Origin of the sequence: Variovorax sp. ZS18.2.2 (assembly GCF_024701975.1) — a bacterium.
Lineage (GTDB): Bacteria > Pseudomonadota > Gammaproteobacteria > Burkholderiales > Burkholderiaceae_C > Variovorax.
On record NZ_JANLNM010000003.1, the window covers coordinates 165,416 to 190,904 of the forward strand.

Annotated in this window: 24 protein-coding genes; 18 read left to right on the top strand and 6 right to left on the bottom strand. The window is 66.7% G+C overall.

Going from position 1 to position 25,489, the window contains the following annotated elements; genetic code table 11:
• The first annotated feature begins 46 nt into the window (after positions 1 to 46).
• Complete coding sequence (locus tag NU688_RS14530) at positions 47 to 949, top strand: AraC family transcriptional regulator (protein WP_257861381.1); 903 nt, start codon at positions 47 to 49, stop codon at positions 947 to 949.
• A 12-nt stretch (positions 950 to 961) separates the two neighbouring features.
• Here NU688_RS14530 and NU688_RS14535 read toward each other — a convergent pair whose 3' ends face one another.
• Positions 962 to 1,609, bottom strand: coding sequence for a nucleoside/nucleotide kinase family protein (locus NU688_RS14535; RefSeq protein WP_257861382.1), 648 nt, complete (start codon positions 1,607 to 1,609; stop codon positions 962 to 964).
• A gap of 240 nt (positions 1,610 to 1,849) precedes the next feature.
• Here NU688_RS14535 and NU688_RS14540 point away from each other — a divergent pair, with 240 nt between their 5' ends.
• From NU688_RS14540 to NU688_RS14560, 5 genes are all read left to right on the top strand, one after another.
• Positions 1,850 to 3,178 carry a C4-dicarboxylate transporter DctA gene (locus NU688_RS14540; protein ID WP_257861383.1) on the top strand — a complete coding sequence of 443 codons (1,329 nt, stop codon included), beginning with the start codon at positions 1,850 to 1,852 and terminating at the stop codon, positions 3,176 to 3,178.
• A gap of 7 nt (positions 3,179 to 3,185) precedes the next feature.
• Positions 3,186 to 3,890: a GntR family transcriptional regulator gene (locus tag NU688_RS14545; RefSeq protein ID WP_257861384.1), complete on the top strand. Its 705-nt coding sequence runs from the start codon at positions 3,186 to 3,188 to the stop codon at positions 3,888 to 3,890.
• Positions 3,891 to 4,051: 161 nt separating this feature from the next.
• A complete protein-coding gene (locus NU688_RS14550) occupies positions 4,052 to 5,185 on the top strand; it encodes an AI-2E family transporter (protein ID WP_257861385.1) in 1,134 nt (377 codons plus the stop codon).
• Between the two features lie 146 nt (positions 5,186 to 5,331).
• Positions 5,332 to 5,766, top strand: coding sequence for a DUF2141 domain-containing protein (locus NU688_RS14555; RefSeq protein WP_257861386.1), 435 nt, complete (start codon positions 5,332 to 5,334; stop codon positions 5,764 to 5,766).
• A gap of 7 nt (positions 5,767 to 5,773) precedes the next feature.
• Complete coding sequence (locus NU688_RS14560; RefSeq protein WP_257861387.1) at positions 5,774 to 7,279, top strand: carotenoid oxygenase family protein; 1,506 nt, start codon at positions 5,774 to 5,776, stop codon at positions 7,277 to 7,279.
• 10 nt (positions 7,280 to 7,289) lie between these two features.
• Here the strand turns inward: NU688_RS14560 and NU688_RS14565 are convergent, their stop codons facing one another.
• On the bottom strand, positions 7,290 to 8,192 hold the full coding sequence (locus NU688_RS14565) for a LysR family transcriptional regulator (protein ID WP_257861389.1): 903 nt from the start codon (positions 8,190 to 8,192) through the stop codon (positions 7,290 to 7,292).
• A 218-nt stretch (positions 8,193 to 8,410) separates the two neighbouring features.
• Here NU688_RS14565 and gcl point away from each other — a divergent pair, with 218 nt between their 5' ends.
• Genes gcl through NU688_RS14580 form a run of 3 tightly spaced genes read left to right on the top strand, consistent with a single transcriptional unit; the run spans position 8,411 to position 11,956 of the window.
• Positions 8,411 to 10,204 carry a glyoxylate carboligase gene (gene gcl, locus NU688_RS14570; protein WP_257861390.1) on the top strand — a complete coding sequence of 598 codons (1,794 nt, stop codon included), beginning with the start codon at positions 8,411 to 8,413 and terminating at the stop codon, positions 10,202 to 10,204.
• Between the two features lie 26 nt (positions 10,205 to 10,230).
• Entirely contained in the window at positions 10,231 to 11,010 is a 780-nt protein-coding gene (gene hyi / locus NU688_RS14575; protein WP_257861391.1) for a hydroxypyruvate isomerase, read from the top strand.
• A 37-nt stretch (positions 11,011 to 11,047) separates the two neighbouring features.
• The gene (locus NU688_RS14580) at positions 11,048 to 11,956 is read left to right on the top strand and encodes a 2-hydroxy-3-oxopropionate reductase (RefSeq protein ID WP_257861392.1); all 909 of its coding nucleotides are present in this window, start codon (positions 11,048 to 11,050) and stop codon (positions 11,954 to 11,956) included.
• Between the two features lie 9 nt (positions 11,957 to 11,965).
• Here NU688_RS14580 and NU688_RS14585 read toward each other — a convergent pair whose 3' ends face one another.
• Positions 11,966 to 13,306: an NAD(P)/FAD-dependent oxidoreductase gene (locus NU688_RS14585; protein ID WP_257861394.1), complete on the bottom strand. Its 1,341-nt coding sequence runs from the start codon at positions 13,304 to 13,306 to the stop codon at positions 11,966 to 11,968.
• Between the two features lie 239 nt (positions 13,307 to 13,545).
• Between NU688_RS14585 and NU688_RS14590 the strand changes: the two genes are divergently transcribed.
• The 8 genes from NU688_RS14590 (at position 13,546) to NU688_RS14625 (ending at position 22,376) form a co-directional block, all read left to right on the top strand.
• The gene (locus NU688_RS14590; protein WP_257861395.1) at positions 13,546 to 15,849 is read left to right on the top strand and encodes an NADP-dependent malic enzyme; all 2,304 of its coding nucleotides are present in this window, start codon (positions 13,546 to 13,548) and stop codon (positions 15,847 to 15,849) included.
• Positions 15,850 to 16,095: 246 nt separating this feature from the next.
• A complete protein-coding gene (locus tag NU688_RS14595) occupies positions 16,096 to 16,710 on the top strand; it encodes a TRAP transporter small permease (RefSeq protein ID WP_257861396.1) in 615 nt (204 codons plus the stop codon).
• Positions 16,711 to 16,827: 117 nt separating this feature from the next.
• Complete coding sequence (locus tag NU688_RS14600; protein WP_257861397.1) at positions 16,828 to 18,093, top strand: TRAP transporter large permease; 1,266 nt, start codon at positions 16,828 to 16,830, stop codon at positions 18,091 to 18,093.
• Positions 18,094 to 18,132: 39 nt separating this feature from the next.
• Positions 18,133 to 19,131, top strand: a complete 999-nt coding sequence (locus NU688_RS14605; protein ID WP_257861398.1) for a TRAP transporter substrate-binding protein — start codon at positions 18,133 to 18,135, stop codon at positions 19,129 to 19,131.
• Between the two features lie 93 nt (positions 19,132 to 19,224).
• Positions 19,225 to 20,259: an ABC transporter substrate-binding protein gene (locus NU688_RS14610; protein WP_257861399.1), complete on the top strand. Its 1,035-nt coding sequence runs from the start codon at positions 19,225 to 19,227 to the stop codon at positions 20,257 to 20,259.
• Positions 20,259 to 21,113 carry an ABC transporter ATP-binding protein gene (locus tag NU688_RS14615; RefSeq protein ID WP_257861400.1) on the top strand — a complete coding sequence of 285 codons (855 nt, stop codon included), beginning with the start codon at positions 20,259 to 20,261 and terminating at the stop codon, positions 21,111 to 21,113. Before NU688_RS14610 ends, NU688_RS14615 begins: the two co-directional genes overlap by 1 nt.
• An 8-nt stretch (positions 21,114 to 21,121) precedes the next feature.
• Positions 21,122 to 21,892: an ABC transporter permease gene (locus NU688_RS14620; RefSeq protein ID WP_257861401.1), complete on the top strand. Its 771-nt coding sequence runs from the start codon at positions 21,122 to 21,124 to the stop codon at positions 21,890 to 21,892.
• 7 nt (positions 21,893 to 21,899) lie between these two features.
• A complete protein-coding gene (locus NU688_RS14625) occupies positions 21,900 to 22,376 on the top strand; it encodes a nucleoside deaminase (RefSeq protein WP_257861402.1) in 477 nt (158 codons plus the stop codon).
• Between the two features lie 7 nt (positions 22,377 to 22,383).
• Here the strand turns inward: NU688_RS14625 and NU688_RS14630 are convergent, their stop codons facing one another.
• The 3 genes from NU688_RS14630 to NU688_RS14640 are packed head-to-tail and all read right to left on the bottom strand — an operon-like array spanning position 22,384 to position 24,639.
• Positions 22,384 to 22,605, bottom strand: a complete 222-nt coding sequence (locus NU688_RS14630) for an oxidoreductase-like domain-containing protein (protein ID WP_257861403.1) — start codon at positions 22,603 to 22,605, stop codon at positions 22,384 to 22,386.
• 13 nt (positions 22,606 to 22,618) lie between these two features.
• Positions 22,619 to 23,962 (bottom strand): HAMP domain-containing sensor histidine kinase, encoded by a 1,344-nt coding sequence (locus NU688_RS14635; protein ID WP_257861404.1) that lies wholly within the window; start codon positions 23,960 to 23,962, stop codon positions 22,619 to 22,621.
• Positions 23,959 to 24,639, bottom strand: coding sequence for a response regulator transcription factor (locus NU688_RS14640; protein WP_257861406.1), 681 nt, complete (start codon positions 24,637 to 24,639; stop codon positions 23,959 to 23,961). Before NU688_RS14640 ends, NU688_RS14635 begins: the two co-directional genes overlap by 4 nt.
• 126 nt (positions 24,640 to 24,765) lie before the next feature.
• Here NU688_RS14640 and NU688_RS14645 point away from each other — a divergent pair, with 126 nt between their 5' ends.
• The gene (locus NU688_RS14645; RefSeq protein WP_257861407.1) at positions 24,766 to 25,452 is read left to right on the top strand and encodes a phosphatase PAP2 family protein; all 687 of its coding nucleotides are present in this window, start codon (positions 24,766 to 24,768) and stop codon (positions 25,450 to 25,452) included.
• The last annotated feature ends 37 nt before the right edge of the window (positions 25,453 to 25,489 follow it).

Genomic DNA, 25,489 nt, shown 5'->3' on the forward strand with positions numbered 1-25,489 from the left:
GGTTCATAGAGGCAGAAAGCCAACGCAAAGAGCGATCGGAAAGCGCATGGGAAAGTCTCCCCCCTCCAGAGAAGATCCGCTGTGCCGGAACGCCGAGCTCGGGTACAGCCCGTCATCCGATCTCGACAGGCTCGTGCGCTGCGTGAGCCACGGCACGCCCTCGCCGCTCATCCGGTGGCACTACCACGACGACTACGAGATCCACCTGGTCGTGGCCACCCGCGGAAAGATGTTCGTGGGGGACTACATCGGCACCTTCGAGCCCGGCAATCTCGTGATCACGGGCCCGAGGCTCCCTCACAACTGGATCTCGACGGATGCGCCCGCCGATGGCGTGGCGCTGCGCGATCACTGCATCATCTTCGACCGGCAGCCGATCGATCGGGCCTCGAAATCGATCTCGGAACTGAAAGAGGTGCTGCCGCTCCTGGACCGGTCTGCGCGAGGCATCGAGTTCTTCGACATGTCGGCGCTCGCCAACGACTACTTCAGCCGCATCCGCGCCAGCCAAGGCGTATCGAGGCTTTCGGTCTTTCTGGAGTTTCTCGGCGTGCTCGGGGAATGGAAGGACTATCGGCTGCTGTCCAACCCCTGGGTCGATGCGGCAGAAGATGCAGCCTCGATGGCGCAGATCGACGCGATCATCGGCTTCATGAACGACCACTATGCCGAAGACCTCTCGATGCCGCGGGTGGCCCGGCACTTCGACATCAGCAAGAGCCACTTCTCGCGCCTCTTTCATCGCCGCACGGGCAACACGTTCACGGATTTCCTGATCCAGCTGCGTGTGTCCAGGGCGTGCCAGTTGCTGGTGCAGGCGCGTGAACCGATTGCAGCGATCTGTCACGACGTCGGGTTCAGCAACGTCGCCAACTTCAACCGCCGCTTCCTTGCCGTGAAGGGGATGACGCCTTCTGCATTTCGCAAGAAGTTTGCGGACGCTCCCTGAGGGCCGCAGGGCTCAAGACCATGTGAACACGTGATGGGCTCGCGCCTTCGTGGCGGCGATCAGCCGCGCGTTGGGCGCATCGGTGCCGGCCACCCAGTCGCGCGCGGCCTCGGCGCTGCGGCCGAACTGCTGGTGGCGCGCGACCAGTCGCTCTTCGCGCAGCGCATCGTCGATGTCCACGTACCAGACCTCATCGAGCATCGCCGCCGCGCCGGCCCACGGTCCACCGTCATGCAGGAGGTAATTGCCTTCGGTGATGACGAGCTGCGTCGATGGCAGTACCGCGATGGCGCCGGCGATCGGCTCCTCGATCTCGCGGCGGAATTCGGGGGCGTAGACGATGTCGCCGTCGGGCTGCTGGTTGCGCAGCCGCTGAAGCAAGGCCACGTAGCCGGCGCTGTCGAAGGTGTCGGGCGCGCCCTTGCGGCCGGCGCGGCCAAGGCGCTGGAGCTCGACGTTGGCGAGATGGAAGCCGTCCATCGGCACAACCTGCGCGCGGTCGGCGCCCACGGCTTCGAGCAGCGCCATCGCGAGCGTGGACTTGCCCGCGCCGGGCGCACCGACCAGCCCTAGCAGCTTGCGCTGCCCGCCGGTCATCAGGGACTGCAGGCGCGCGAGGGAATTCGATGGAAGAGAGAAGGGTTGCGGCGTGGCGTTCATGGCGTCAGCGTATCGCCTGTGTTCGCTCGGACTTTGCAGAAAACGCCTTCGTTCTTTGCGCGTAATGTCTGAAAGCTGACTTCCACTGCGCCCGCAGCCGGCCGCTTTACTTCCCAGTCCACCCAAAGGCCCGGGAATACCCTCTGCCACCCCTGAAGTCTTCTTGCCTACATTTCTTGTATGCAAGAAAAAGCGATCCTTGCATGCAAACCTCGACAAGACATAAGACAGGAGACTTCCATGCCTCGCTTCGCCAAATCGCTCTTCGGTCAGGTGGTCATCGCGCTGGTGCTCGGCGTGCTCGCCGGCCTCTTCTGGCCCGAGTTCGCCGTCAAGCTCAAGCCGCTGGGTGACGGCTTCATCAAGCTGATCAAGATGATCATCCCGGTGCTGGTGTTCTGCGTCGTCGTGCACGGCATCGCGGGCGCGGGGGACTTGAAGCGCGTGGGGCGCGTGGGCGTCAAGGCGCTGATCTACTTCGAAGTGCTCACCACCATCGCGCTCGCCATGGGCCTGGTGCTGGCCTTCGTGTTCCAGCCGGGCGTGGGCATGAATGTCGACCCGGCCAAGCTCGACCCGGCGGCCATGAGCGCCTACGCCTCGAACGCCGACAAGCTCACGAGCGGCGGCACGGTCGAGTTCCTGATGAAGCTGATCCCCACCACGGTGGTCAACGCCTTCGCCACGGGCGACGTGCTGCAGGTGCTGCTGTTCGCGGTGCTGTTCGGCTGCGCGCTGTCGCTGCTGGGCGAGCGCGGCAAGCCGGTGTCGGTGGTGGTGGACGCGCTCTCGCTGGTGCTCTTCAAGATCATGGGGATCATCATCAAGCTGGCGCCGCTGGGCGTGCTGGGCGCCATCGCCTTCACGGTGGGGCAATACGGCATCGGCTCGCTCAAGCAGCTGGGCATGCTGGTCGCGCTCTTCTACGGCGCGGTGCTGGTCTTCGTGTTCGTGGTGCTGGGGCTGGTGATGCGCTTCTCGGGCTTCAGCCTCTGGAAGCTGCTGCGGTACCTGCGCGAAGAGCTCACCATCGTGTTCGCCACCACTTCGTCGGACAGCGTGCTGCCGCAGATCATGGCCAAGCTGCGCCGCATGGGCATCCGCGATTCGACGGTGGGGCTGGTGATCCCGACCGGCTATTCGTTCAACCTCGATGCGTTCTCGATCTACATCACCCTCGCGGCGGTGTTCATCGCGCAGGCCACCAACACGCCGATCTCGATGGCGGACCTGCTCACGATCCTGGCGATTGCGCTGGTCACCTCCAAGGGCGCGCACGGCGTGCCGGGCTCGGCCATCGTGGTGCTGGCCGCCACGCTGCACGCGATTCCGGCGATTCCCGCCATCGGCCTCGTGCTGGTGCTGTCGGTGGACTGGTTCATGGGCATCGCCCGCGCGCTCGGCAACCTGATCGGCAATTGCGTGGCCACGGTGGCGATCGCGGCGTGGGAAGGCGACATCGACCGCGAGCGCGCGCATGCGGTGCTCGACGGCACCTACTCGCCGGACGACGAGCCGCTGAGCGAAGCGCCCGTGGTAAACACCGGCTCCGCCACCACTGCCCACTGAGAACCCCATGGCCACCGACGTCAGCCCCACCGCCATCGCCGAGCGCGTCGTCGAGGCCATCCTCGCGCAGAAGCTCGCGCCGGGCGAGCGATTGGGCGAGCAGGCCCTGGCCGAGAACTTCGCGGTAAGCCGCACGATGGTGCGCGAGGCGCTCATGCAGTTGCAGGCGCGCGGTTTCGTCGAAGTGCAGTCGCGCCGCGGCTGGTACGTGGTGGAACCCTCGGCCGAAGAAGCGCGCGATGCCTTCTCGGCGCGCCGCATCGTCGAGGCCGGCATCCTGGCCGAGAGCGAGGGCCGGCCGCTGGGCAAGGTAATCCGCAAGCTGCGCGACCACATCGCCGACGAGCAACGCGCCATCGAAGGCGCCGATGCGGCCACGCGGGCCTTCCTGCTCGCCGACTTCCATGTCTGCCTCGCCGAACAGATGGGGCACCAGCTGCTGGTCGATGTGCTGCGTGACCTCACGGCGCGCACCACGCTGGCGGCCACGCTCTACCAGTCGAAGCACGAGGCCGGCCAGTCGTGCGCGGAGCACGGCGCCATCGTCGCGGCGCTCGAAGAAGGCGACACCAACAAGGCGCGCCGGCTGATGCTGGAGCACATCGGCAACGTCGAGCGCGCGCTCGAGGTGGAGGCCACCGCCGAGCCAGACGCGCCGACCCGCCTGCGCGCCACGCTGGCGCCGGTCGCGCTGCCGCGTGCCAAACGCTGACGCCGTGCGTTAGTACCGTGGTGCGCTATCGATGAGATAGCACGCTGCGAAGGGCCTGCAAAGGCTGCGGCCGAATTCGCCCGCCCACGGCGCGGCCACGCACAAGAGCGTGCCCGCTGACAGAATGGCGCCGCCGCGCTCGGCTACAGTCCGAGACACTTATGAATTCACCCCAACTCCAGCGCGGCGTGTTCCTCGCCCTGCTCGCCATCGTCACCGCCGCCTTCGTCTGGGTGCTGCTGCCGTTCTTCGGCGCGGTGCTGTGGGGCGTGGCGCTGGCGATCCTGTTCACGCCGCTCTACAAGTGGCTGCTGAAAAAGATGCGCGGCAGGCCCAATGCCGCCGCGCTCTCGACGCTGGCGATCTGCCTGTTCATCGTGATCCTGCCACTGGCAATGGTGGGCGTGTCGCTGGTGCAGGAAATCGCGCTGGTCACGCAGAGCATCCGCTCGGGCCAGATCAACTTCGCGGCCTACTTCCAGCAGATCCTCGATGCCTCGCCGCAGTGGCTGCTGAACCTGGTCGAGCGCTTCAACCTCGGCGACATGGCGGCCTGGCAGGCGCGCATCTCGACGGCCGCCGGGCAGGCCAGCCAGATCATCGCGAGCCAGGCGCTGGCCATCGGCCAGAACACCTTCGACTTCATCGTCAGCTTCTTCGTGATGCTGTACCTCCTCTACTTCCTGGTGCGCGACGGCGCGACGCTCTCCAAGACCATGCGCGACGCCGTGCCGCTCGCCAAGCCGCACACGCACTACCTGCTGAACAAGTTCACCACCGTGATCCGCGCCACCGTGAAGGGCAACGTGGCCGTGGCCATCGCGCAGGGCACCATCGGCGGGCTCGCGTTCTGGTTCCTCGGCGTGCAGGGCGCGCTGCTGTGGGCGGTGCTGATGGCCTTCCTGTCGCTCTTGCCCGCCGTGGGCGCGGCGCTCATCTGGGGGCCGGTGGCGATCTACTTCCTGGCCACGGGGCACTTCTGGCAGGGCGGCGTGCTGATCTTCGTGGGCGTGTTCGTGATCGGCCTGGTCGACAACATCCTGCGCCCGGTGCTGGTGGGCAAGGACACGCAGATGCCCGACTACATCGTGCTGATGTCCACCATCGGCGGCATGGCGATCTTCGGCATCAACGGCTTCGTGATCGGACCGGTGATCGCGGCGCTGTTCATGGCGGCGTGGAGCCTGTTCGCGGACTCGGGGCACGTGGGCACCGGCCACCAGACGATCGAGCCGCCGCAGACGCCGGAAGCCGCCGACCCGGCCGACCTGCCCGAGAACCGCAAGAAGGGCTGAACCCCGCCACAAGCCGGCGCTTCTCGCGCCGGTCGCGCGCACTCGCTGCATTTGGCGCGCGCATTTGTGCATTTCGTCGCATGCCGCTGGGCACCGCCCGGTGCCTGCGGGATCGTCGGGGCCTCTTCACTGCAACGAGGCCCGCCATGCGTCCTTTCGCTCTCCCTTCCCGCCCGGCCGTGCGCGCGATGTGCGCCGCCGCCCTCCTCGCGCCGCTGGGCGCGCTCGCCGCCGACCTCAGCCTGAGCGTGGCCGATGGGCCCGTTGCCGACGCCACGCTGTACGTCGCGCTCTACGGCAGCGCCGCCGGCTTCACGGGCACCGCGCTGGCCTCGCAGATGGTGCCGATGCGCGCCGGCGCGGCGCAGCTCGTGTTCCCGGGCCTGGCGCCGGGGCGCTATGCGGTGCGCGTGTTCGCGGACGAGAACGGCAACGGCAAGCTGGACACCAACCTCTTCGGCATGCCGACCGAGCGCTACGGCTTCTCGAACGATGCCAAGGGCAACCTCGGCCCGCCTGAATTCGACGCCGCCGCGATCGGCATCGACACCGACCTGCAGACCGTCATCCACCTGCGCTGAGGCCGCCATGCAAAGACGCGAACTCATGCGCCTGCTGGCTTCGGCCGGCGCACTCCCCCTTCTTGCATCACTTGCACCTCTGGCGCGCGCCGCCGGCACGGACAACTGGCAGGCCGACTTCGAAGCCGCCGATGCGCCCTGGAAGACCGGCTTCGCCACGCCGCCCGGCGACCTTCCGCTGACCCGCGCCACAGTGCGCGGACGCTTCCCCGACGCCGTCGCCGGCACGCTGTTCCGCATCGGCCCGGCGGGCCACGACCTGGGCGGCGAGCGCTACCACCACTGGTTCGACGGCGACGGCATGGTGCATCGCTTCGTGATCGATGGCGCCGACGTGCGCCACCAGGGCCGCTACGTCGCCACGCCCAAGCGTGTGGCCGAGGTGCGGGCCGGACGCCGTCTGTTCGAGGCGTTCGGCACCATCCCGCCGGGCGTCGAGCCGCCGACCTCGGCCGACAGCATCAACGTCGCCAACACCAGCGTGCTGCCGTTGCAAGGCGAGGTGCTGGCGCTGTGGGAAGGCGGCTCGGCCACGCGCGTCGATGCGCGCACGCTCGAGACGCTGGGCGTGAAGACCTGGCGCCCCGACCTCGCAGGCATGCCCTTCTCGGCCCATCCCAAGGTGGACCCGGACGGCACGGTCTGGAACTTCGGCGTCAGCAGCAGCCAGGGGCTGATGGCGCTGTACGAGATCGGCGCCGATGGGGCCCTCCGCCGCGCGGCCGCGGTGCCGGTGTCCGACATCGGGATGGTCCACGACTTCGCCGTCACCGAGCGGCACCTGGTGTTCCTGATGCCACCGCTGGTCTACGACGGCAAGCGCAAGGAAGCGGGCGCGAGCTTTCTGGATGCGCATGTCTGGCGGCCCGAGTTGGGCATGCGCGCGCTGGTGGTCGACAAGCAGAACTGGGACAAGCGCCAGATGCTCACGCTGCCAGCCGGCTTCCTGTTCCACGTGGGCAACGCCTGGGAAGAAGACACGCCGCGCGGCACGCAGATCCACATCGACTACGTACGCTCGGACAACGCCGACTCGGTGTTCACGACCAACCGCGAACTGATGCGGGCGCGCATTGCAAGAAGCACCCGCCCGCACCTGACCGTCGCCACGCTGAATCTGGCCACTGGAGAGGCCACGCAGAAGACGCTGCCGCTGGAGGCGGAGTTTCCGCGCATCGACCCACGGCGCGTCGGCCTGCGCCACCGCCAGGTGGTGCACGCGACGCAGCTGCGGCCCGACCTGCCGGGCTTCGGTGCCGTCGCGCGCACCGATGTCGAAACCGGTCGCAGCCAGCGCTTCAGCTACGGGCCGCGATCCATCGTGGAAGAGCATGTCTTCGTGCCGGACGGCTCGAAGCCGGGCTGGGTGCTGGGCACGGTGCTCGACTTCGGCCGGCAGAAGACGGTGCTGTCGTGTTTCGCGGCCGACCACCTGGCGGCCGGCCCGATAGCACAGGCCACGCTGCCCTACGCGCTGCCGCTGGGCCTGCACGGAGCCTTCGTGCCGGCCTGAAGGGAAAAGCTCAGGCCGACCACCAGCCTTCGTCGAAACGCCCCTGCAGGAACGCCACGAAGCCCGACACCTTGCCCGGCACCAGCTTCGGCGACGGGAACACGGCGTGGATCTCCTGCTCGGGCAGCGCATGGTCGCCGAGCACCGCGATCACCTTGCCTGCCGCCATCGACTCACTCGCCACGTAGCGCGGCATGAGCGCAATGCCCAGCCCGTCGCGCGCGGCTGCCAGTACGGCGGAGAGGTTGTTCGAGCGAAAGCGCCCCGAGACTGGCACCGTCACCGGCTCGCCCTTGGGCGTGTGCATGCGCCAGAACTCGTCGCCCACCACGCTGCTGTAGATCAGCGCCACGTGGGCGCTCAGGTCCTGCGCGCGCTTCGGCGTGCCGTGCTTTTTCAGATAGCCGGGCGCCGCCACCATGACCCACGGGTTCGCGCCGAGGTAGCGCGCGCCCAGCGACGAATCGGCCAGCTTGCCCATGCGGATCGCCACGTCGATGCCCTGTGCGATGAGGTCGACATAACGGTCCTCGAAGCTCAGGTCCAGCTGCACCTGCGGATGCCGGCGCATGTACTCGAGCGCCAGCGGCACCACCACGCGCCGCCCGAACGCCACCGAGGTGCCGACCCGCAGCAGCCCCTGCGCCTGGTTCTGCCGCAGCTGCACGATGCTGTCGGCCTCCTCGGCGTCGCGCACGATGGTCTTGCACTTCTCGTAGTACAGCGCGCCCGGTTCGGTGAGGCTCACGCCGCGCGTGTTGCGGTTGAGCAGCCGCACCTTCAGCCGCGTTTCCGTCGCCGCGATCTGCTTGGTCACGGTGGGTTGCGTGGTGTTGAACTCGCGCGCTGCTTTCGAGAAGCTGCCGGTCTCGACGACCCGCACGAACATTTCCATTGCCAAGAGTCTGTCCATAGGCGGATGGTAGTCACTTATTCCAATGCGGAATAGGTTTTATGGTCCCCAGCCGTCTTCTTGAAATCCCACCGTGTTCCTAGAGTCGGCTCACCGATCCACGAACACCGAGGAACCGGCTCTGCCGGGCCTCTGGTGTTGCCCCCTGCAAGGGGGTTGGCGAAGCGACACGAAGTGCGCGAAGCCTGGGGGTTTACTTAATTTCTGGAGACAGTCCCATGGCAAAAATGAAAGCAGTCCAAGCCGCCGTGCTTGTGATGGAAAAAGAAGGCGTGACACAGGCCTTCGGCGTGCCCGGTGCCGCCATCAATCCGATGTATTCGGCGCTGCGCCAGCGCGGCAGCATCTCGCACATCCTTGCGCGCCACGTCGAGGGCGCCTCGCACATGGCCGAGGGCTACACGCGTGCGGTGGCCGGCAACATCGGCGTGTGCATCGGCACCTCGGGCCCGGCGGGCACGGACATGATCACGGGCCTGTACTCGGCCTGGGCCGATTCGATTCCGATCCTCTGCATCACGGGCCAGGCGCCACGTGCGCGCCTCTACAAGGAAGACTTCCAGGCGGTCGACATCGAATCGATCTCCAAGCCCGTCACCAAGTGGTCGGTCACCGTGCGCGAGCCGGGCCAGGTGCCGCAGGTGTTCCAGCAGGCCTTCCACCTGATGCGCTCGGGCCGCCCCGGCCCCGTGCTCATCGACCTGCCCTTCGACGTGCAGATGGCCGAGATCGAATTCGACATCGACAGCTACGAGCCCCTCATCCCCTACAAGCCGGCCGCCACGCGCGCCCAGATCGAGAAGGCCATCGGCATGCTGCAAGCGGCCGAGCGCCCGCTGATCGTGGCCGGCGGCGGCGTCATCAACGCCGATGCGTCCGACCTGCTCGTGCGTTTTGCCGAAGCCACCGGCGTGCCGGTGATTCCGACGCTCATGGGGTGGGGCTCGATCCCCGACGACCATCCGCTGATGGCCGGCATGTGCGGCCTGCAGACCAGCCACCGCTATGGCAACGCGACGATGCTCGCATCGGACTTCGTGCTCGGCATCGGCAACCGCTGGGCCAACCGCCACACGGGCTCGGTCGACGTCTACACCAAGGGCCGCAAGTTCGTGCACGTGGACATCGAGCCCACGCAGATCGGCCGCGTGTTCACGCCCGACTTCGGCATCGTCTCGGACGCCAAGGCCGCGCTGGAGCAGTTCGTCGCCGTCGCCGAAGAGATGAAGGCTGCCGGCAAGCTCACCGACCGCCGCGAGTGGGCCAAGTCGTGCATCGAGCGCAAGAAGACCATGCTGCGCAAGACCAACTTCGACGAAGTGCCGATGAAGCCGCAGCGCGTGTACCAGTGCATGAACAACAACTTCAGCAATGACACCTGCTACGTGAGCACCATCGGGCTCTCGCAGATCGCGGCTGCGCAGTTCCTGCACGTGTACAACCCGCGCCACTGGATCAACTGCGGCCAGGCCGGCCCGCTGGGCTGGACCATTCCCGCCGCGCTGGGCGTGCGTGCCGCGGACCCGACGCGCAAGATCGTCGCGCTCTCGGGCGACTACGACTTCCAGTTCATGATCGAAGAGCTGGCCGTGGGCGCGCAGTTCAAGCTGCCGTACATCCACATCGTGGTGAACAACTCCTACCTCGGCCTCATCCGCCAGGCGCAGCGCGGCTTCGAGATGGACTACTGCGTGCAGCTCGCGTTCGACAACATCAATGCAGGCCCTGACGCCGGCATCGAGAGCAGCTACGGCGTCGATCACCTGAAGGTCGTCGAAGGCCTGGGCTGCAAGGCCATTCGCGTGAACAAGCAGGAAGAGATCGCACCGGCCATCCAGCGCGCCGAGGCGCTCATGGCCGAGTTCAGCGTGCCGGTCGTCATCGAGGTGATGCTCGAGCGCGTGACCAACATCGCGATGGGCACCGAGATCGACAACATCACCGAGTTCGAGCCGCTGGCCGAGCATCCCGCCGATGCGCCCACCGCGGTCGCGGCCGAGATGCTGGACTGAGCAAGCGAACAAGCAAGGAGACACACATGCCCAAGTTCGCAGCCAACCTCACGATGCTCTTCACCGAGCTGCCGTTCATGCAACGCTTCGAAGCCGCCGCCAAGGCAGGCTTCAAGGGGGTCGAGTACCTCTTTCCCTACCCCTTCGAGAAGAAGGAACTCGCCGCGGCGCTCCGCACCAATGGCCTGCAGCAAGTGCTTCACAACCTGCCCGCCGGTGACTGGGACAAGGGCGAGCGCGGCATCGCCTGCCTGGCCGACCGCACCGGCGAATTCGCCGAAGGCATCGGCATGGCGATCGACTACGCGACCGCGCTCGGCTGCCCGCAGGTCAACTGCCTGATCGGCAAGGTGCCCGAGGGTGCCGACATCAATGCGGTCAACCGCACGGTGATCGACAACCTGCGCCTGGCCGCGCGGGAGCTCGAAGCAGCCGGCATCCGCATGCTGATCGAGCCGATCAACACCTTCGACATTCCGGGCTTCTACCTGAACCGCACCGACAAGGCGCTGGCGCTGATCGAGGCGGTGGGTTCGCCCAACCTGAAGGTGCAGTACGACATCTATCACGCGCAGCGCATGGAAGGCGAGCTCGGCAACACGCTCACGAAGCACCTCGCGCAGATCGGCCACATCCAGCTGGCCGACAACCCCGGCCGCGGCGAGCCTGGCACGGGCGAGATCAACTACCCGTGGCTCTTCAAGCACATCGATTCGCTGGGCTACGACGGCTGGATCGGCTGCGAATACAAGCCGCGCAGCGACACGGTCAATGGCCTCGGCTGGCGCGAAGCACTGACCCAATAACAACGCCCTCAGCGAACCTCACATCGGAAACAGAGACATGACTGCAACGCAAAAAATCGGATTCATCGGCCTCGGCATCATGGGCGCCCCCATGGCGGGCCACTTGCTCGACGCGGGCCACCAGCTCTTCGTGAACACGCAGGGCAACACGCCCGAGCCCTTCATCTCGAAGGCGAAGATCTGCGCCTCGGCCGCCGAAGTCGCGCGCCAGGCCGACATCATCTTCATGATGGTGCCGGACACGCCCGATGTGGAGAAGGTGCTGTTCGGCGAGCCCGGCACGCACGGCGTGGCCGAGGGCCTGAAGGACTCGCGCGGCAAGATCGTGGTGGACTGCAGCTCCATCGACCCGATCGCCACGAAGGCGTTTGCCAAGCGCATCGTGGCGCTGGGCTGCGGCTACATCGACGCGCCGGTCTCCGGCGGCGAAGTGGGCGCCAAGGCCGCGAGTCTCACGATCATGTGCGGCGGCGACGAAGGCACCTTCGAGCGCGTGAAGCCGCTGCTCGACAAGATGGGCAAGAACGTCACGCTGGTGGGTGCCGTGGGCGACGGCCAGGTCTGCAAGGTGGCCAACCAGATCATCGTGGCGCTGAACATCGCTGCGGTGGGCGAGGCGCTGCTGTTCGCATCGAAGGCCGGCGCCGATCCGGCCAAGGTGCGCCAGGCGCTGATGGGCGGCTTTGCGAGTTCGCGCATTCTCGAAGTGCACGGCGAACGGATGATCAAGCGCACCTTCGCGCCGGGCTTCCGCATCGCGCTGCACCAGAAGGACCTGAACCTCGCGCTGCAGAGCGCGCGTTCGCTGGGCGTGGCACTGCCGCAGACGGCGGGTGCGGCGCAGCTGATGAACGCCTGCGCGGCGCTCGGCCATGGGCAGTCGGATCACTCGGCGCTGGTCAAGGCGCTCGAAGCGCTCGCCCAGCACACCGTCACGCCAGACTGAGCCTGCGGCTCAGGTCTTTGCAGCCTCTAGCGATTCCTTGAGGTTCCGCCGGCGCCATGCCCAGGTCTTGATGGCCTGCGGCAGGATGCCGACGCACGAGACGTAGTACGTCACCTTGAAGCCCCAGAAGCGCGGGCCGATGGGCGTGTCGCGGAACAGGTCGCCGGCCAGGATGGACAGCAGCGCCTCCTGCATCCGCCAGATGTTGCGCGGCGCCATGAAGAGCCGGCGGATCGCCGGCGAGGTGATGCGGTAGATGAACCACGAGAACATCTTCGGCCCGCGCTTCATGACCTTCTCGTAGTGGCGGAAAGCCTTCTCGGCCTCCTTCGCCTCGCCCTTGAGCCACAGGTCGGCAGCGGTCGCGGCCTCGAAGCCGCTGTTCATCGCCAGGTACACGCCCGAGGAGAACATCGGGTCGACGAAGGCGTAGGCATCGCCCACCATCATGAAACGGTCGCCGCGGCAGAACTTGGAGTCGTAGGCGTAGTTGCCGGTGGCGGTGGCGCCTTCCATCAGCGTGGCGTTCGCAAGGCGCGCGGCCAGCTTGGGCGCGAGCGCGATGGTCTCCATCAGGAATTCTTCGAGCGACGCACCCTGGCGGCGCTTGAAGTACGCGGGCGAAGCCACGGCGCCGACGCTCACGGTGCCGTCCTTCAGCGGGATGTACCAGAACCAGCCATGGTCGAACCAGAACAGCGAGATGTTGCCCTCGAAGCGGCCCGGCCGGCGCTCGGCGTTGGCGAAGTGGCCGTAGAGCGCCGCGCTCGCGTGCTTGCGGTTGCGCTGCTTGGCGTCGAACTGGTTCGACAGCAGCGTGTCTCGTCCGCTCGCGTCGATCACGAAGCGCGGGCGCCACTGGGTCTCGGTGCCGTCGTCGGCCTTGATCTTCACCAGCGGGCGGTTGTCGGGGGTTCCCTTGCCGGCATCCATGTCCACCCCGGTGACACGCTGGCCTTCGAAGGTGCGCGCGCCGCGATTGCCGGCATGGCGGAACAGCAGCTCGTCGAACTCCGAGCGGCGCACATGCACCGCGTACGGAAAACTCTTGTCCATCGCCTGGCCGAAATCGAAGTGGCTCGTGTGGTCGTGCCAGGGCGAGACGAACTCGGCGCCATGCTTCTTGATGCCGATGGCCTCGACCTCGGTGCGCACGCCCAGCCGGTCAAAGAGCGGCATGTTCATCGGCAGCAGCGACTCGCCGATGTGAAAGCGCGGGTGCTGCGCCTTCTCGATCAGCACCACGTCGTGGCCCTTGTCCGCCAGCAGCGCGGCCACGGTGGAGCCCGAAGGGCCGCCGCCGATGACCACGACGTCGGGGTCGGTGGTGGTGAAAGGTCCGGGTGTCATGCGCTGCCCCTCCGTTGTCTTTGTATGTGGGTTGACGATGCCCGCCGCCCCCGGCGGCAAGGCTCGGCCGTACCTATGGTTAACCTTAATTCACCATGGTTACCAGCGCCGGAGTTTAGCGAACCGGCCACCCCCTTTTGCCCGGGCTATGGGCTCAGGCGTTTTCGGCATTCCCCCTCCGGGAACTGGTCATGCTTTTGCGGTAGCCTCATTGCCCGACAGAAACAAGGAGACATTTCATGGCTGCACCCCTCTCCCCCGCAGAAGAAGCACTTCGCGAGGCAGCGCGCGAATACCACCGCTCGCCCGTCAAGGGCAAGATTTCGATCACCCCCACCAAGCCCCTGCTGAACCAGCGCGACCTGTCGCTGGCCTATTCGCCGGGCGTGGCCTATCCCTGCCTCGACATCGCCGCCGACCCGTCGCTGGCCACCGAATACACGGCGCGCGGCAACCTGGTCGGCGTCATCACCAACGGCACCGCGGTGCTGGGCCTGGGCAACATCGGCCCGCTGGCCGCCAAGCCGGTGATGGAAGGCAAGGGCTGCCTGTTCAAAAAATTCGCCGGCATCGACGTGTTCGATATCGAGCTGGCCGAGAACGACCCCGACAAGCTGGTCGACATCATCGCGGCGCTGGAGCCCACGCTGGGCGGCATCAACCTGGAAGACATCAAGGCGCCCGAGTGCTTCTACATCGAGAAGAAGCTGCGCGAGCGCATGAACATCCCGGTGTTCCATGACGACCAGCACGGCACGGCGATCATCTCGGCCGCAGCCCTCCTCAACGGCCTGGAGCTCGTCGGCAAGAAGATCGAGGACGTGAAGATCGCCGTCTCGGGCGCCGGCGCGGCCGCCATCGCCTGCCTCGACGTGATGGTGGGCCTGGGCGCCAAGCCCGCCAACATCCATGCCTGCGACTCCAAGGGGCTGATCTACGTGGGCCGCGCAGGCGGCTTCGACGAATCCAAGACCCGCTACGCCCAGAAAGACACCGGCGCCCGCACCCTGGCCGACGTGGTGAAGGACGCCGATGTGTTTCTCGGCTGCTCGGCCCCCGGCGTGATGACGGCCGAGATGGTCAAGACCATGGGCACGCAGCCCATCATCCTGGCGCTGGCCAACCCCGAGCCCGAGATCCGGCCCGAGCTGGCCAAGGCCGTGCGGCCGGACTGCATCATCGCCACGGGCCGCTCGGACTATCCGAACCAGGTCAACAACGTGCTGTGCTTCCCGTACATCTTCCGCGGCGCGCTCGATTGCGGCGCCACCAAGATCACGGAAGAAATGAAGCTGGCCTGCGTGCGCGAGATCGCCGACCTCACCAAGGCCGACATCAGCGAAGAAGTGGCGACCGCCTACGCGGGGCAGGAGCTGGCCTTCGGTCCCGACTACATCATTCCCAAGCCCTTCGACTCGCGGCTGATACTGCGCATCGCCCCCGCCGTGGCCAAGGCCGCCGCCGCCTCCGGCGTGGCCACCCGCCCCATCGAGGACATGGAGGCCTACCGCCAGCACCTCACGCGCTTCGTCTACCAGACCGGCATGTTCATGCGCCCGGTGTTCACCGCCGCCAAGCTGGCCACCGCCAAGCGCGTGGCGTACGCCGAAGGCGAGGACGAGCGCGTGCTGCGCGCCGCGCAACTGGCCGTGGACGAAGGCCTGGCGCACCCGATCCTGGTGGGCCGCCCCGCCGTGATCGAGGCGCGCATCAAGAAGGCGGGCCTGCACATCCGCGTCGGCACCGATGTGGAAATCGTCAACCCCGAAGACGACCCGCGCTTCCGCGTGTACTGGGAGGCCTTCCACAAGCTCATGGGCCGCCGCGGCGTGACGCCCGAGGCCGCCAAGACCATGGTGCGCCGCTCCAACACCACCATCGCCGCGCTGATGCTGCACCTGGGCGATGCCGACGCAATGATCTGCGGCCTGGTCGGGCGCTTCGACGTGCACCTGGAGCACATCCGCAACCTGATTGGCCTGAAGCGCGGCGCGCCGGGCTTCGCGACGCTGAACGCGCTCACGCTGGAGAAGCGCACGGTGTTCATCACCGACACCAACGTCAATGAAGACCCGAGTGCCGAGATGCTCGCGAGCATCGCGCTGATGGCGGCCGAAGAGGTGCGCCGCTTCGGCCTGCCGCCGAAGGTGGCCTTCCTCTCACATTCGAACTACGGCACCTCGAGCCGCGGGTCGGCCCGCAAGATGCGTCTGGCGCGCGACCTGTTCGCGCAGATGGCACCCGACATCGAGTGCGACGGCGAAATGCACGGCGACGCCGCGCTCTCCGAAGAAGTGCGCCGCACCGCCCTGCCCGAGACCACGCTCACCGGCGAAGCCAACCTGCTGGTGTGCCCGAACCTCGACTCGGCGCACATCCTCTACAACGTGCTGAAGATGACCGGCGCCAACGGCATCACGGTCGGCCCGATCCTCCTGGGCGGCGCGGGCTCGGCGCATGTGCTGACGCCTTCGTCGACCGTGCGGCGGATCGTGAACATGACGGCGCTGGCTGTGGCGAATGCGACGACGGCGCTGAAGTAGCCTGCAGCCTGCCTGATACCGACGCCCCGCTGCGGTGAACGCAGCGGGGCTTTTTTTCGTCTGCCGCGCCCACGGCGTCCGGGGTGCGCCACGACAGTGCCATTGCGGCCATCGGGCAGCCCGTTTCCGGCACCTCAACCATCATTTCGGCTGGCATGCAATCTGCTAATACCCTGATTGGATATTTCAAATATCTTACTAATATATTTAAACAGATCCTCCTCACCGCAGAACCACACACAACACATGGAAGAACACGCCTTGAAACGTGGCGGCATTTCCCGCCGGATGCTCGACACATCGGACTTCGTCCTGCGCTGCGAGCGCCATCTGCTCTCCGGCCTGATGGGCCTGCTCATCGCACTGGTCCTGCTGAACGTGGTCACCCGCTACGGCGGCTTCCCGCTCTACTGGGTGGACGAAGCCTCGGTGTACTGCGTGGTCTGGCTCACCTTCATCGGCGCCTCGGCGATGACGCGGCTGCGGCTCGACTTTGCGGTCACGCTGCTCACCGACAAGCTCGGCGCAAAAGCCGCGCGCATCGCCAAGGCCGGCGCCTCCGGCGGCGTGCTGCTGCTCGGCCTGGCCCTGCTGGCGATGTGCTGGCTGTGGATGGACCCGGTCGGCATCGTGCGCCACGGCTTCGATGCGAAAGAGTTCGCTGCGGAAAGCTTCAACTTCCTCTACACCGAGAAAACCCAGACGCTCGACTGGCCGACATGGCTCGTCCAGATCATCCTGCCGGTCTTCTCGCTCACCCTCAGCGTGCATGCGCTGTCCAACCTCATCGAGGACCTCGGCCTGCAGCCCAAGCGCGTGCACGACGAGTTCCACGTCGTCAACGCCGATGCAGTGAACTGAAATGACAAGAGCCCACCTCCAGTCTGTGCGCACTTCGTGCCGCTTCGCCAACCACCTTGCAGGGAGCAAAGCGCGTTCCGCGGCGTTCCTGGAACAACCCCTCCCGGAGCCGGTGACATGCTGACCTCCGCATTCTTTCTGCTGATCATGCTGGTCGGCGTGCCGATCGGCGCCTGCCTCTGCCTCTCGGGCATCGTCTACATCCTCAATTCGGGCGACACGGTGCTGTTCCAGTCGTTCCCGGTGCAGATGTTCGGCGGCGTCGACAGCTACAGCCTGATCGCCATTCCGCTCTTCATCCTGATCGGCGAGATCATGAACGGCGGCGGCATCACCAGGCGGCTGGTCGACCTGGCGCTGGCCTTCATCGGCTCGGTCAAGGGCGGCCTCGCCTACGTGAACATCCTGGCCAACATGCTGGTGTCGTCGATCATCGGCTCGGCCACCGCGCAGGTGGCGATCATGAGCCAGATCATGGTGCCGGAGATGGAGAAGCAGGGCTATGACAAGACCTTCGCCGCCGGCATCACGGTGTACGGCGGCATGCTCGGGCCGATCATTCCGCCGTCGGTGATGTTCGTGGTGTACAGCGTGCTGGCGCAGGTGGCGGTGGGCGACATGCTGATCGCCGGCATCATTCCCGGCGTCATCCTCACGGTGCTGTTCTTCATCGTCATCGCGTGCATGGGCCTGATCTACAACTACCCGCGCACCGAGAAGCGCACGATCAAACAGCGCCTGCACACGATGCTCACGGCCTGCCCGACGCTCTTGATTCCCATCGTCATCGTCGGCTCGATCCTCGGCGGCGTCGCCAACCCGACCGAATCGGCGGCGGTGGGCGCAGTGGCCGCAGTGCTGGTCGGGCGCTACGTCACGAAGGAATTCCGCTTCGCGATGATTCCGCAGATCCTGCTGAAGTCGGCGATCTACTCGGCGGTGGTGCTGTTCCTGGTTGCGGCCGCTGCCGTGTTCTCGTGGCTGCTGATCTACGGCAAGGTGCCGCAGGCCACGGCCGCATGGATCCAGACCGTCGCGAAGGATCCGATCACCTTCCTGCTGCTGGTCAACCTCATCCTGCTGGTGATCGGCACCGTGATAGACGGCATTCCCGGCCTGATCATGACCGTGCCGATCCTGCTGCCCATCGCCACCGAGATCTACGGCATCGACCCGCGCCACTTCGGCGTGGTGGTGGTGATCAACCTCGTGCTCGGGCTGATGACGCCGCCCGTGGGCCTGAGCTTCTTCGTGGCTTCTGCGGTGACCGGCGCGAAGCCCGGAAAGATGTTCATCGTCACGCTGCCGTTCTTCCTGATCTGCTGCGTGGCACTGGTGCTGCTGTCGCTGTACCCAAGCCTGTCGCTCGCACTCATCAAGTAGCGCCCTCTTGCTTTTCTCTTCACTCAACCGGAGCCTCGCATGTCCCTCTCCCGCCGCCAGTTCGTCCAGGCCGCAGCCGGCACCGCCGCCGCGTCGACCGCCTTCTTCGGCACCGTGTCGCGTGCCGCAACCACCAAGGAATTCCGCCTCGGCCTCATCACGCCTGCGGGCCACTCGTGGAACCGCGCCGCGGTGGGCTTCGGTGAAGCACTCAAGAAGGCCACCGACGGCCGGCTGAGCGCCACGGTGTTCCATTCGGGCCAGCTGGGCAACGAGTCGGCCATGATGCAGCAGCTGCAGTCCGGCGCGCTGGACATGGGTTGGATCCAGGCGGCCGAACTGGGTTCGCGCGTGGCGAGCGTGGCGGCCATCAACGCGCCGTATCTCGTGCGCTCGACCACCAACGTCGCCTCCTTGGTGCGCACGCCCGCCGCGCTGAAGCTGCTCGACGTGCTGCCGCGTGAAACGGGCACCATCGGCCTGGGCTGGGGCATCACCGGCATGCGCGTGGTGTTCGCAACCAAGGACATCTCGACGCCTACCGACCTCAAGGGCATGAAGCTGCGCATCAACCCCACGCCGGTGTACCGCGACTTCTACCAGCTGCTGGGCGCCGCGCCCACGCCCATCCCCACGCCGGGCGTGTTCGACGCCATGGCCAATGGCCAGGTCGACGGGCTCGAGGCGGATATCGAGTTCTCCTGGAACCAGCGCTTCGACCGCGTCTCGAAAACCATGCTGCCGATGAACGCGCTGTTCATGCCCTTCGCCCCGCTGGTGTCGGGCCGCATCTGGCAGACGCTCGACGCCAGGGACAAGACGCTGATCACCGACCTGGTCAAGCAATCGCTCGACGCGCAGATCAAGGACATCGTGACCACCGAGCTCGGCCTGATCGACAAGTTCAAGGCCAGCGGCATTGCCATCAAGAGCGGCGCCGGCTACAACCCCGCGCCGGTCATTGCCGAGTTCGACAAGGTCTGGCTGCCCAAGGCGCCGCAGATTGCCGAACTGCGCAAGATCGGCGCCGCGCTCTGACCAGGCGCCCTGGCCGCCGGAAGGGTTCGCACCAATCGCGTGCGGGCACCGTTTTTGCTTGAATGCCGAAGCATTCACCTTCACGGATCCCGTATGAACAAGCGCTTACTGCTCCAGTCCTTCCTCGCCGCCTCGGCCCTCAGCTTCGGCCTCACACCAGCCTTTGCCCAAGCCCCGACGCCGATCAAGTTCCAGCTCGACTGGCGCTTCGAAGGACCGGCGGCGCTCTTCCTGCACCCCGCCGCCAAGGGCTACTTCAAGGCGGCCGGCCTGGACGTGACGATCGACGCGGGCAATGGCTCGGGCGGCACGGTCACGCGCGTGGCTTCGGGTGCCTACGAGATGGGCTTTGCCGACCTCGCGGCGCTGATGGAATTCCACGCCAACAACCCCGACAGCCCGAACAAGCCGGTCGCGGTGATGATGGTCTACAACAACACGCCGGCCTCGGTCATGGCGCTCAAGAAGAGCGGCATCACGAAGCCTTCGGACCTGGCCGGCAAAAAACTCGGCGCGCCGGTGTTCGACGCGGGCCGCCGCGCCTTCCCGATCTTCGCCAAGGCCAACAACATCGGCGCGGTCAACTGGACCGCCATGGACCCGACGCTGCGCGAGACCATGCTGATGCGCGGCGACATCGACGCCATCACCGGCTTCACCTTCACGTCGCTGCTGAACCTCGAGGCGCGCGGCGCCAAGGCGGCAGACGTAGTGATCCTCCCCTACCCCGACTACGGCGTGAAGCTCTACGGCAACGTGATCATCGCGTCGCCCAAGCTCATCAAGGAAAACCCGACGGCGGTGAAGAAATTCCTCTCGGCCTTCGCCAAGGGCGCCAAGGAAGTCATCGCCAACCCCGCGATGGGCATCGAATCGGTGAAGGCGCGCGACGGCATCATCGACAGCAAGCTCGAAACCCGCCGCCTGCAGCTGGCCATCGACACGGTGATCAACAGCGCCGATGCGCGCGCCGAGGGCTTCGGCGGCGTCAACGCGGGCCGCATGTCGCTCATGGCCTCGCAGGTGTCCGACGCCTTCAACACCAAGACCCGCGTGAGCCCCGATGCCGTGTGGACGGCCGCCATGCTGCCACCGGCCGCCGAACTCAGCGGAATCCTGCGCAAGTGATGGCAGGCGCACCGAGCAACGCCGCCCCCTTCGTCGACTTCCAGGACGTCTGGCTCGCCTACAACGAGGAGTTGCTGCGCGAGAACCACTTCGCGGTCGAGGCCATCGACCTGAAGGTCAAGCGCGGCGAATTCATCGCCATCGTCGGCCCCTCGGGCTGCGGCAAGTCGACCTTCATGAAGCTCACCACGGGGCTCAAGATGCCGTCGATGGGCAAGATCCGCATCGACGGCGCACCTGTGACCGGGCCGCTCAAGATCTCGGGCATGGCCTTCCAGGCGCCCTCGCTGCTGCCGTGGCGCACCACGGTCGACAACGTGCTGCTGCCGCTGGAGATCGTCGAGCCCTACCGCTCGAACTTCAAGGCCAAGCGCAAGGAATACGTCGAGCGCGCACGCAAGCTGCTGCAGAAGGTGGGCCTCGCGGGCTACGAAGACAAGTTTCCGTGGCAGCTCTCGGGCGGCATGCAGCAGCGCGCGAGCATCTGCCGTGCGCTGATCCACGAGCCCAAGATGCTGCTGCTCGACGAGCCCTTCGGCGCGCTCGACGCGTTCACGCGCGAGGAGCTCTGGTGCATCCTGCGCGACCTCTGGACCGAGCAGCAGTTCAACGTGATCCTGGTGACGCACGACCTGCGCGAGTCGGTGTTCCTGGCCGACACGGTCTACGTGATGAGCAAGAGCCCGGGCCGTTTCGTGGTGAAGCGCGAGATCGAGTTGCCGCGTCCGCGCGAACTCGAGCTCACCTACACGAAGGAGTTCACCGACATCGTGCTGGAACTGCGCGGGCACATCGGCGCGATCCGGAACACCGGCATCAGCGCGGCGCAGACGGCCGCCGCGGTCTCTCATTGAGCGGCGCCATGAAGAACACCAAGCAAATCGAACGCTGGTCGCCCTGGCTGCTGCTGGTCGCGGTGCTCCTGCTGTGGCAGATCATCTGCGCGGGCTTCGAGGTCTCGGACTTCATCTTCCCGAGCCCCTGGCGCATCTGGACGCAGTTCTGGGAGTTCAAGGAAATCATCGCGGGCCACGCGTGGCGCACCTTCTGGGTCACGATGGCGGGCTTCGGCCTCGCGATCGTGGTGGGGGTGCTGATGGGCTTCGTCATCGGCAGTTCGCGCATCGCGTATGCGGCGATCTATCCGCTCATGACGGCCTTCAACGCGCTGCCCAAGGCGGCGTTCGTGCCCATCCTCGTGGTGTGGTTCGGCATCGGCGCGGGGCCGGCGATTCTCACGGCCTTCTTGATCAGCTTCTTCCCGATCATGGTCAACATCGCGACCGGCCTTGCCACGCTCGAGCCCGAGCTCGAAGACGTGCTGCGCGTGCTCGGCGCCAAGCGCTGGGACGTGCTCATGAAGATCGGCCTGCCGCGCTCCATGCCCTACTTCTTCGGCTCGCTGAAGGTGGCGATCACGCTGGCCTTCGTCGGCACCACGGTGAGCGAGATGACTGCCGCCAACGAGGGCATCGGCTACCTGCTGATCTCCGCCGGCTCGGCCATGCAGATGGGCCTGGCCTTCGCGGGCCTGATGGTGGTGGGCGCGATGGCGATGCTGATGTACGAACTCTTCAGCGTGATCGAGAAGCACACAACCGGTTGGGCGCACCGCGGTTCACAGAACCAATAATCGAGGCATGACCCACGACCAGATCCTTCGCGCGCTGCGGCGCGCCGACGAAGTGGCCCGCCGCGCGATGGCGATGGGCCGCCATCCCTTCGGCGCGGTGCTCGTCGCGCCCGACGGCGAGACCATCCTCGCCGAGCAGGGCAACATCGACACGGTGAATCACGCCGAGGCCACGCTGGCGCGCCACGCCGCACAGAACTGGCCGGCCGACTACCTGTGGCAATGCACGCTGGTGACCACCTTCGAGCCCTGCGCGATGTGCGCGGGCACGAGCTACTGGGCGAACATCGGGCGCGTGGTCTACGGCGCGGAAGAATCCGCGCTGCTCGCGCTCACGGGCGACCACCCCGAGAACCCGACGCTGAGCCTGCCTTGCCGCGAAGTGTTCGCGCGCGGGCAGAAAGAGGTCGAGGTGATCGGGCCGGTGCCAGAGGTGGCCGAGGAAATGATCGCCACGCACCGCGGGTTCTGGGAAGCGCGCTAGGCCAGCGCTAGGCCAGCAGCAGCGAAGCCTCGTCGCGCCAGTAGTTCACCGCGGCGAGCCAGCCCTCCCACACGCAGCCGTTGCAGCCGCGTCCGCAGCAGGTGGTGGGCTCGGGCGGCGGTGCCCGCATGGCGAGCCCCTGGGCATCGAGCACCGCCTGCACGCGCGCGATCAACGCTTGCGCGCTCGCAAGGTTCGTGGGGTCGGGCAGCCGGTCGATGGCGTTCATGGCGACGGGGTTTTCACGCGTCGAGGTTCAGCTCCAGCCGCATCTTCGCGCCGCCCGATTCGCTCGACCCGATGGTCAGTTGCCCGCGATGCAAACGCGCGACTTCGGCCACGAGATGAAGCCCCAGCCCCGCACCCCGCCCACGCGGCACGAGCCGGTGAAACGGCGCCACCACGCGCTCGCGGTCCGCCTCGGGAATCCCGGGCCCCGAGTCCAGCACCTCGATGCATGAGGGCTCGCACAGCCGGACCTCGATGTCGCAGCCCTGCCCGCCATGCTCGATGGCGTTCTGGATCAGGTTGGTGAGCGCGCGCTCGAGCGACGGCGCATCGCCGCGCACCGTCAGCGCCTGCGGTGCATCGACCGAGAGCGTGCAGCGGTTCTGGATCGCCAGCGGCGCGATGTCGGCCGCCACGCGCTCGCACAACGCCTTCAGGTCCACCTGCTGCTCCTGCGGCACGAGGTGGTCGAGCCGCTGCAGGTCGAGCAACTGCTCGGCCAGCGTGGCCAGCCGCGCCGATGCCTGCATCAGCTTCACCTTGAGCGGATCGTTCGGCAGGCCCTCGAGGTGGATCTGCAACGTGGTGATCGGCGTGCGCAGTTCGTGCGCGGCATCGGCCAAAAAGCGCTCCTGCCGGTCGTAACCTTCGTTGAGCCGGTCGAAGGCGCGGTTGACGGCATTGACCAGCGGGCGGATCTCGCTCGCCACGTTGACCAGCGGCAGCCGCGTGGTGCGCTCGTGCACGTCGATGCCCTCGGCATGCTCCGCGGTGGCGATCACGCCCCTCAGCCCGCGCTTCACCACGAAGGGTGTGGCCAGGATCACGCCCAGGCTGGTCAGCAGCGCCATCGGCGCCACCAGCCACAGGAACGCGATGCCAGTTCCCTTGAGCGTGTTCTTCATCGTCAGCGGGCCGCCGGTCTGCGCCATCACGGCGATTGGGCCCGCGCGAGTCTCGACGCGCTCGAAGCGGGCCTTGGGCCGGGTGTTGTCGTTCTCCGGATCGATGGCCATGCGCTCCACATCGCCGAACGCATTCATGAGCGCTGCGTAGACGGGCGGCACCTCGCCGCCGCGCACCTCCGAGCCGCGACCGTCGCGCGCAATGAACCAGAGCGGCGGGTCGGCTTGCTGCAGGCCGCGCAACTCCCGTGTCGGCTCGATGGCCAGCCGGCCATCGGCACCGCGCACCATCGCACGCCCGATCACCGCCACCGTCTCCTGGCCGTTTTCATCGCTCACGCGCCCGAGCGCCCAGGCCAGCCCGATGAAGCCGCTCAACACCAGCGAGCCGACCACCACCTGCAGCAGGATCAGGCTCCAGATCAGGCGCCAGCGCAGCGAGAACAAGCTCATGCCGTCGACACCGCGCAGATGAGGTAGCCCACGCCGCGAATCGCATGGATCTCGACCCGCGCGCCGGCCTTGTCGAGCTTGGAGCGCAGGCGCGAGACATGCGTGTCGAGCGCGTTGGACTGGATGTCGTCCTTGTGGCCGTAAACGCGGTCCTGCAGTGCTTCGCGCTGCACCGTGCGGCCGCGGTGCTCGAGCAGGGCTTCGAGCACCAGCAGTTCGCGCCGCGGGAGCGTGAGGCAGACCTCGCCCACATGGACCTGTCGCGTGTGGTGCTCGAAGCGCAGTTGCCCGAGCGCCATGACGAGGCTCGCGCGCACTGCGGGGCGGCGCGCCAGTGCGCGTATGCGCGCCATGAGCTCGTCCATCGAGAAGGGCTTGGCGAGGTAGTCGTCGGCGCCGCCATCGAGGCTTAGCACGCGCTCGGCCACATCGGACATGGCGGTGAGCACAAGCACGGCGGCGGCGATGTCGTTCTGCCGCAGGAACGCCACGAGCGAGAGGCCGTCGCCGTCGGGCAGGCCGCGGTCGAGCACGATCACGTCGTGCTGCGCGCCGAGCGCGGCCTCTTCGGCTTCGCGCAAGGAGCTCGCCACATCGACCACCGCCTGGTTCTGACGCAGGGCCGACGCAAGCGCCTGCGCCAGATCGGTTTCGTCTTCGACGAGCAGGATTCTCATGAGGGATGGGCGGTGCGAACGGGTGGGCGGGACATTCTAGGAGAGGCCCCATGCGGGGCAGCGCAATGTTCGCGCAATGCAGTTGCATAAGCTGTGGCGCTCCCCCTCCCGAAAGCCGCATCGGTGATGACATCCCGCCCGAGCCCCGCATCCCTTCCTTCCGTGCCCTGGTATCTGGCGCTGGGACAGCGGTTCGCGACGCTCTGGATCGTGAAGATGATCGGCACCACGCTCGGCATCTCGGGGTTCTTCTTCCTGTACTTCTGGGTGATGCACAACCCGCCGTCGACGCCGACGGTGATGCCGCTCACACCGGTCGACCATTGGGTGGGCGTGAGCGACGACGCGATGCTGCTGTACGGCTCGCTGTGGTTCTACATCTCGCTGGCGCCGGCCTTCGCGAAGGACAAGGCCGAGCTGTGGGCCTGCGCGCGGGGCGCCGCGGCCATGGCGGCCATCGGCCTCGCGGTGTTCTGGTTCTTTCCGACCACGGTGCCGGTGTTCGCGGTCGACTGGTCGCAGTACCCGGCGCTGCAGTTCCTCAAGGCGACCGACGTGGGCGGCAACGCCTTTCCTTCGCTGCATGTGGCCTTTGCGGTGTTCACGGCCGTGCTGTTGGGTCGTCAGCTGCGCAGCGTGGGCGCGCCCTGGTGGACGCAATGGGTGAACCTGTTGTGGGCCTTCGGCATCGTCTACTCGACGCTGGCGACGCGGCAGCACGTGCTGCTCGATGTGATCGGCGGCACGCTGCTCGCGGTGCTCGTCAGCTGGGCACGCACAAAGCGCGAACGGCTGGTGCTGGCCGAAGCCTGAGCCGCACGGTCAGGCGGCCCGGCCCTTCAAAGAATGC

What these genes read in the sequence shown, in the direction of transcription:
- NU688_RS14530 (WP_257861381.1), top strand. Translation starts at nt 47, where the DNA reads ATGGGAAAGTCTCCCCCCTCCAGAGAAGATCCGCTGTGCCGGAACGCC.
- NU688_RS14535 (WP_257861382.1), bottom strand. Translation starts at nt 1,609, where the DNA reads ATGAACGCCACGCCGCAACCCTTCTCTCTTCCATCGAATTCCCTCGCG.
- NU688_RS14540 (WP_257861383.1), top strand. Translation starts at nt 1,850, where the DNA reads ATGCCTCGCTTCGCCAAATCGCTCTTCGGTCAGGTGGTCATCGCGCTG.
- NU688_RS14545 (WP_257861384.1), top strand. Translation starts at nt 3,186, where the DNA reads ATGGCCACCGACGTCAGCCCCACCGCCATCGCCGAGCGCGTCGTCGAG.
- NU688_RS14550 (WP_257861385.1), top strand. Translation starts at nt 4,052, where the DNA reads ATGAATTCACCCCAACTCCAGCGCGGCGTGTTCCTCGCCCTGCTCGCC.
- NU688_RS14555 (WP_257861386.1), top strand. Translation starts at nt 5,332, where the DNA reads ATGCGTCCTTTCGCTCTCCCTTCCCGCCCGGCCGTGCGCGCGATGTGC.
- NU688_RS14560 (WP_257861387.1), top strand. Translation starts at nt 5,774, where the DNA reads ATGCAAAGACGCGAACTCATGCGCCTGCTGGCTTCGGCCGGCGCACTC.
- NU688_RS14565 (WP_257861389.1), bottom strand. Translation starts at nt 8,192, where the DNA reads ATGGACAGACTCTTGGCAATGGAAATGTTCGTGCGGGTCGTCGAGACC.
- gcl (WP_257861390.1), top strand. Translation starts at nt 8,411, where the DNA reads ATGGCAAAAATGAAAGCAGTCCAAGCCGCCGTGCTTGTGATGGAAAAA.
- hyi (WP_257861391.1), top strand. Translation starts at nt 10,231, where the DNA reads ATGCCCAAGTTCGCAGCCAACCTCACGATGCTCTTCACCGAGCTGCCG.
- NU688_RS14580 (WP_257861392.1), top strand. Translation starts at nt 11,048, where the DNA reads ATGACTGCAACGCAAAAAATCGGATTCATCGGCCTCGGCATCATGGGC.
- NU688_RS14585 (WP_257861394.1), bottom strand. Translation starts at nt 13,306, where the DNA reads ATGACACCCGGACCTTTCACCACCACCGACCCCGACGTCGTGGTCATC.
- NU688_RS14590 (WP_257861395.1), top strand. Translation starts at nt 13,546, where the DNA reads ATGGCTGCACCCCTCTCCCCCGCAGAAGAAGCACTTCGCGAGGCAGCG.
- NU688_RS14595 (WP_257861396.1), top strand. Translation starts at nt 16,096, where the DNA reads ATGGAAGAACACGCCTTGAAACGTGGCGGCATTTCCCGCCGGATGCTC.
- NU688_RS14600 (WP_257861397.1), top strand. Translation starts at nt 16,828, where the DNA reads ATGCTGACCTCCGCATTCTTTCTGCTGATCATGCTGGTCGGCGTGCCG.
- NU688_RS14605 (WP_257861398.1), top strand. Translation starts at nt 18,133, where the DNA reads ATGTCCCTCTCCCGCCGCCAGTTCGTCCAGGCCGCAGCCGGCACCGCC.
- NU688_RS14610 (WP_257861399.1), top strand. Translation starts at nt 19,225, where the DNA reads ATGAACAAGCGCTTACTGCTCCAGTCCTTCCTCGCCGCCTCGGCCCTC.
- NU688_RS14615 (WP_257861400.1), top strand. Translation starts at nt 20,259, where the DNA reads ATGGCAGGCGCACCGAGCAACGCCGCCCCCTTCGTCGACTTCCAGGAC.
- NU688_RS14620 (WP_257861401.1), top strand. Translation starts at nt 21,122, where the DNA reads ATGAAGAACACCAAGCAAATCGAACGCTGGTCGCCCTGGCTGCTGCTG.
- NU688_RS14625 (WP_257861402.1), top strand. Translation starts at nt 21,900, where the DNA reads ATGACCCACGACCAGATCCTTCGCGCGCTGCGGCGCGCCGACGAAGTG.
- NU688_RS14630 (WP_257861403.1), bottom strand. Translation starts at nt 22,605, where the DNA reads ATGAACGCCATCGACCGGCTGCCCGACCCCACGAACCTTGCGAGCGCG.
- NU688_RS14635 (WP_257861404.1), bottom strand. Translation starts at nt 23,962, where the DNA reads ATGAGCTTGTTCTCGCTGCGCTGGCGCCTGATCTGGAGCCTGATCCTG.
- NU688_RS14640 (WP_257861406.1), bottom strand. Translation starts at nt 24,639, where the DNA reads ATGAGAATCCTGCTCGTCGAAGACGAAACCGATCTGGCGCAGGCGCTT.
- NU688_RS14645 (WP_257861407.1), top strand. Translation starts at nt 24,766, where the DNA reads ATGACATCCCGCCCGAGCCCCGCATCCCTTCCTTCCGTGCCCTGGTAT.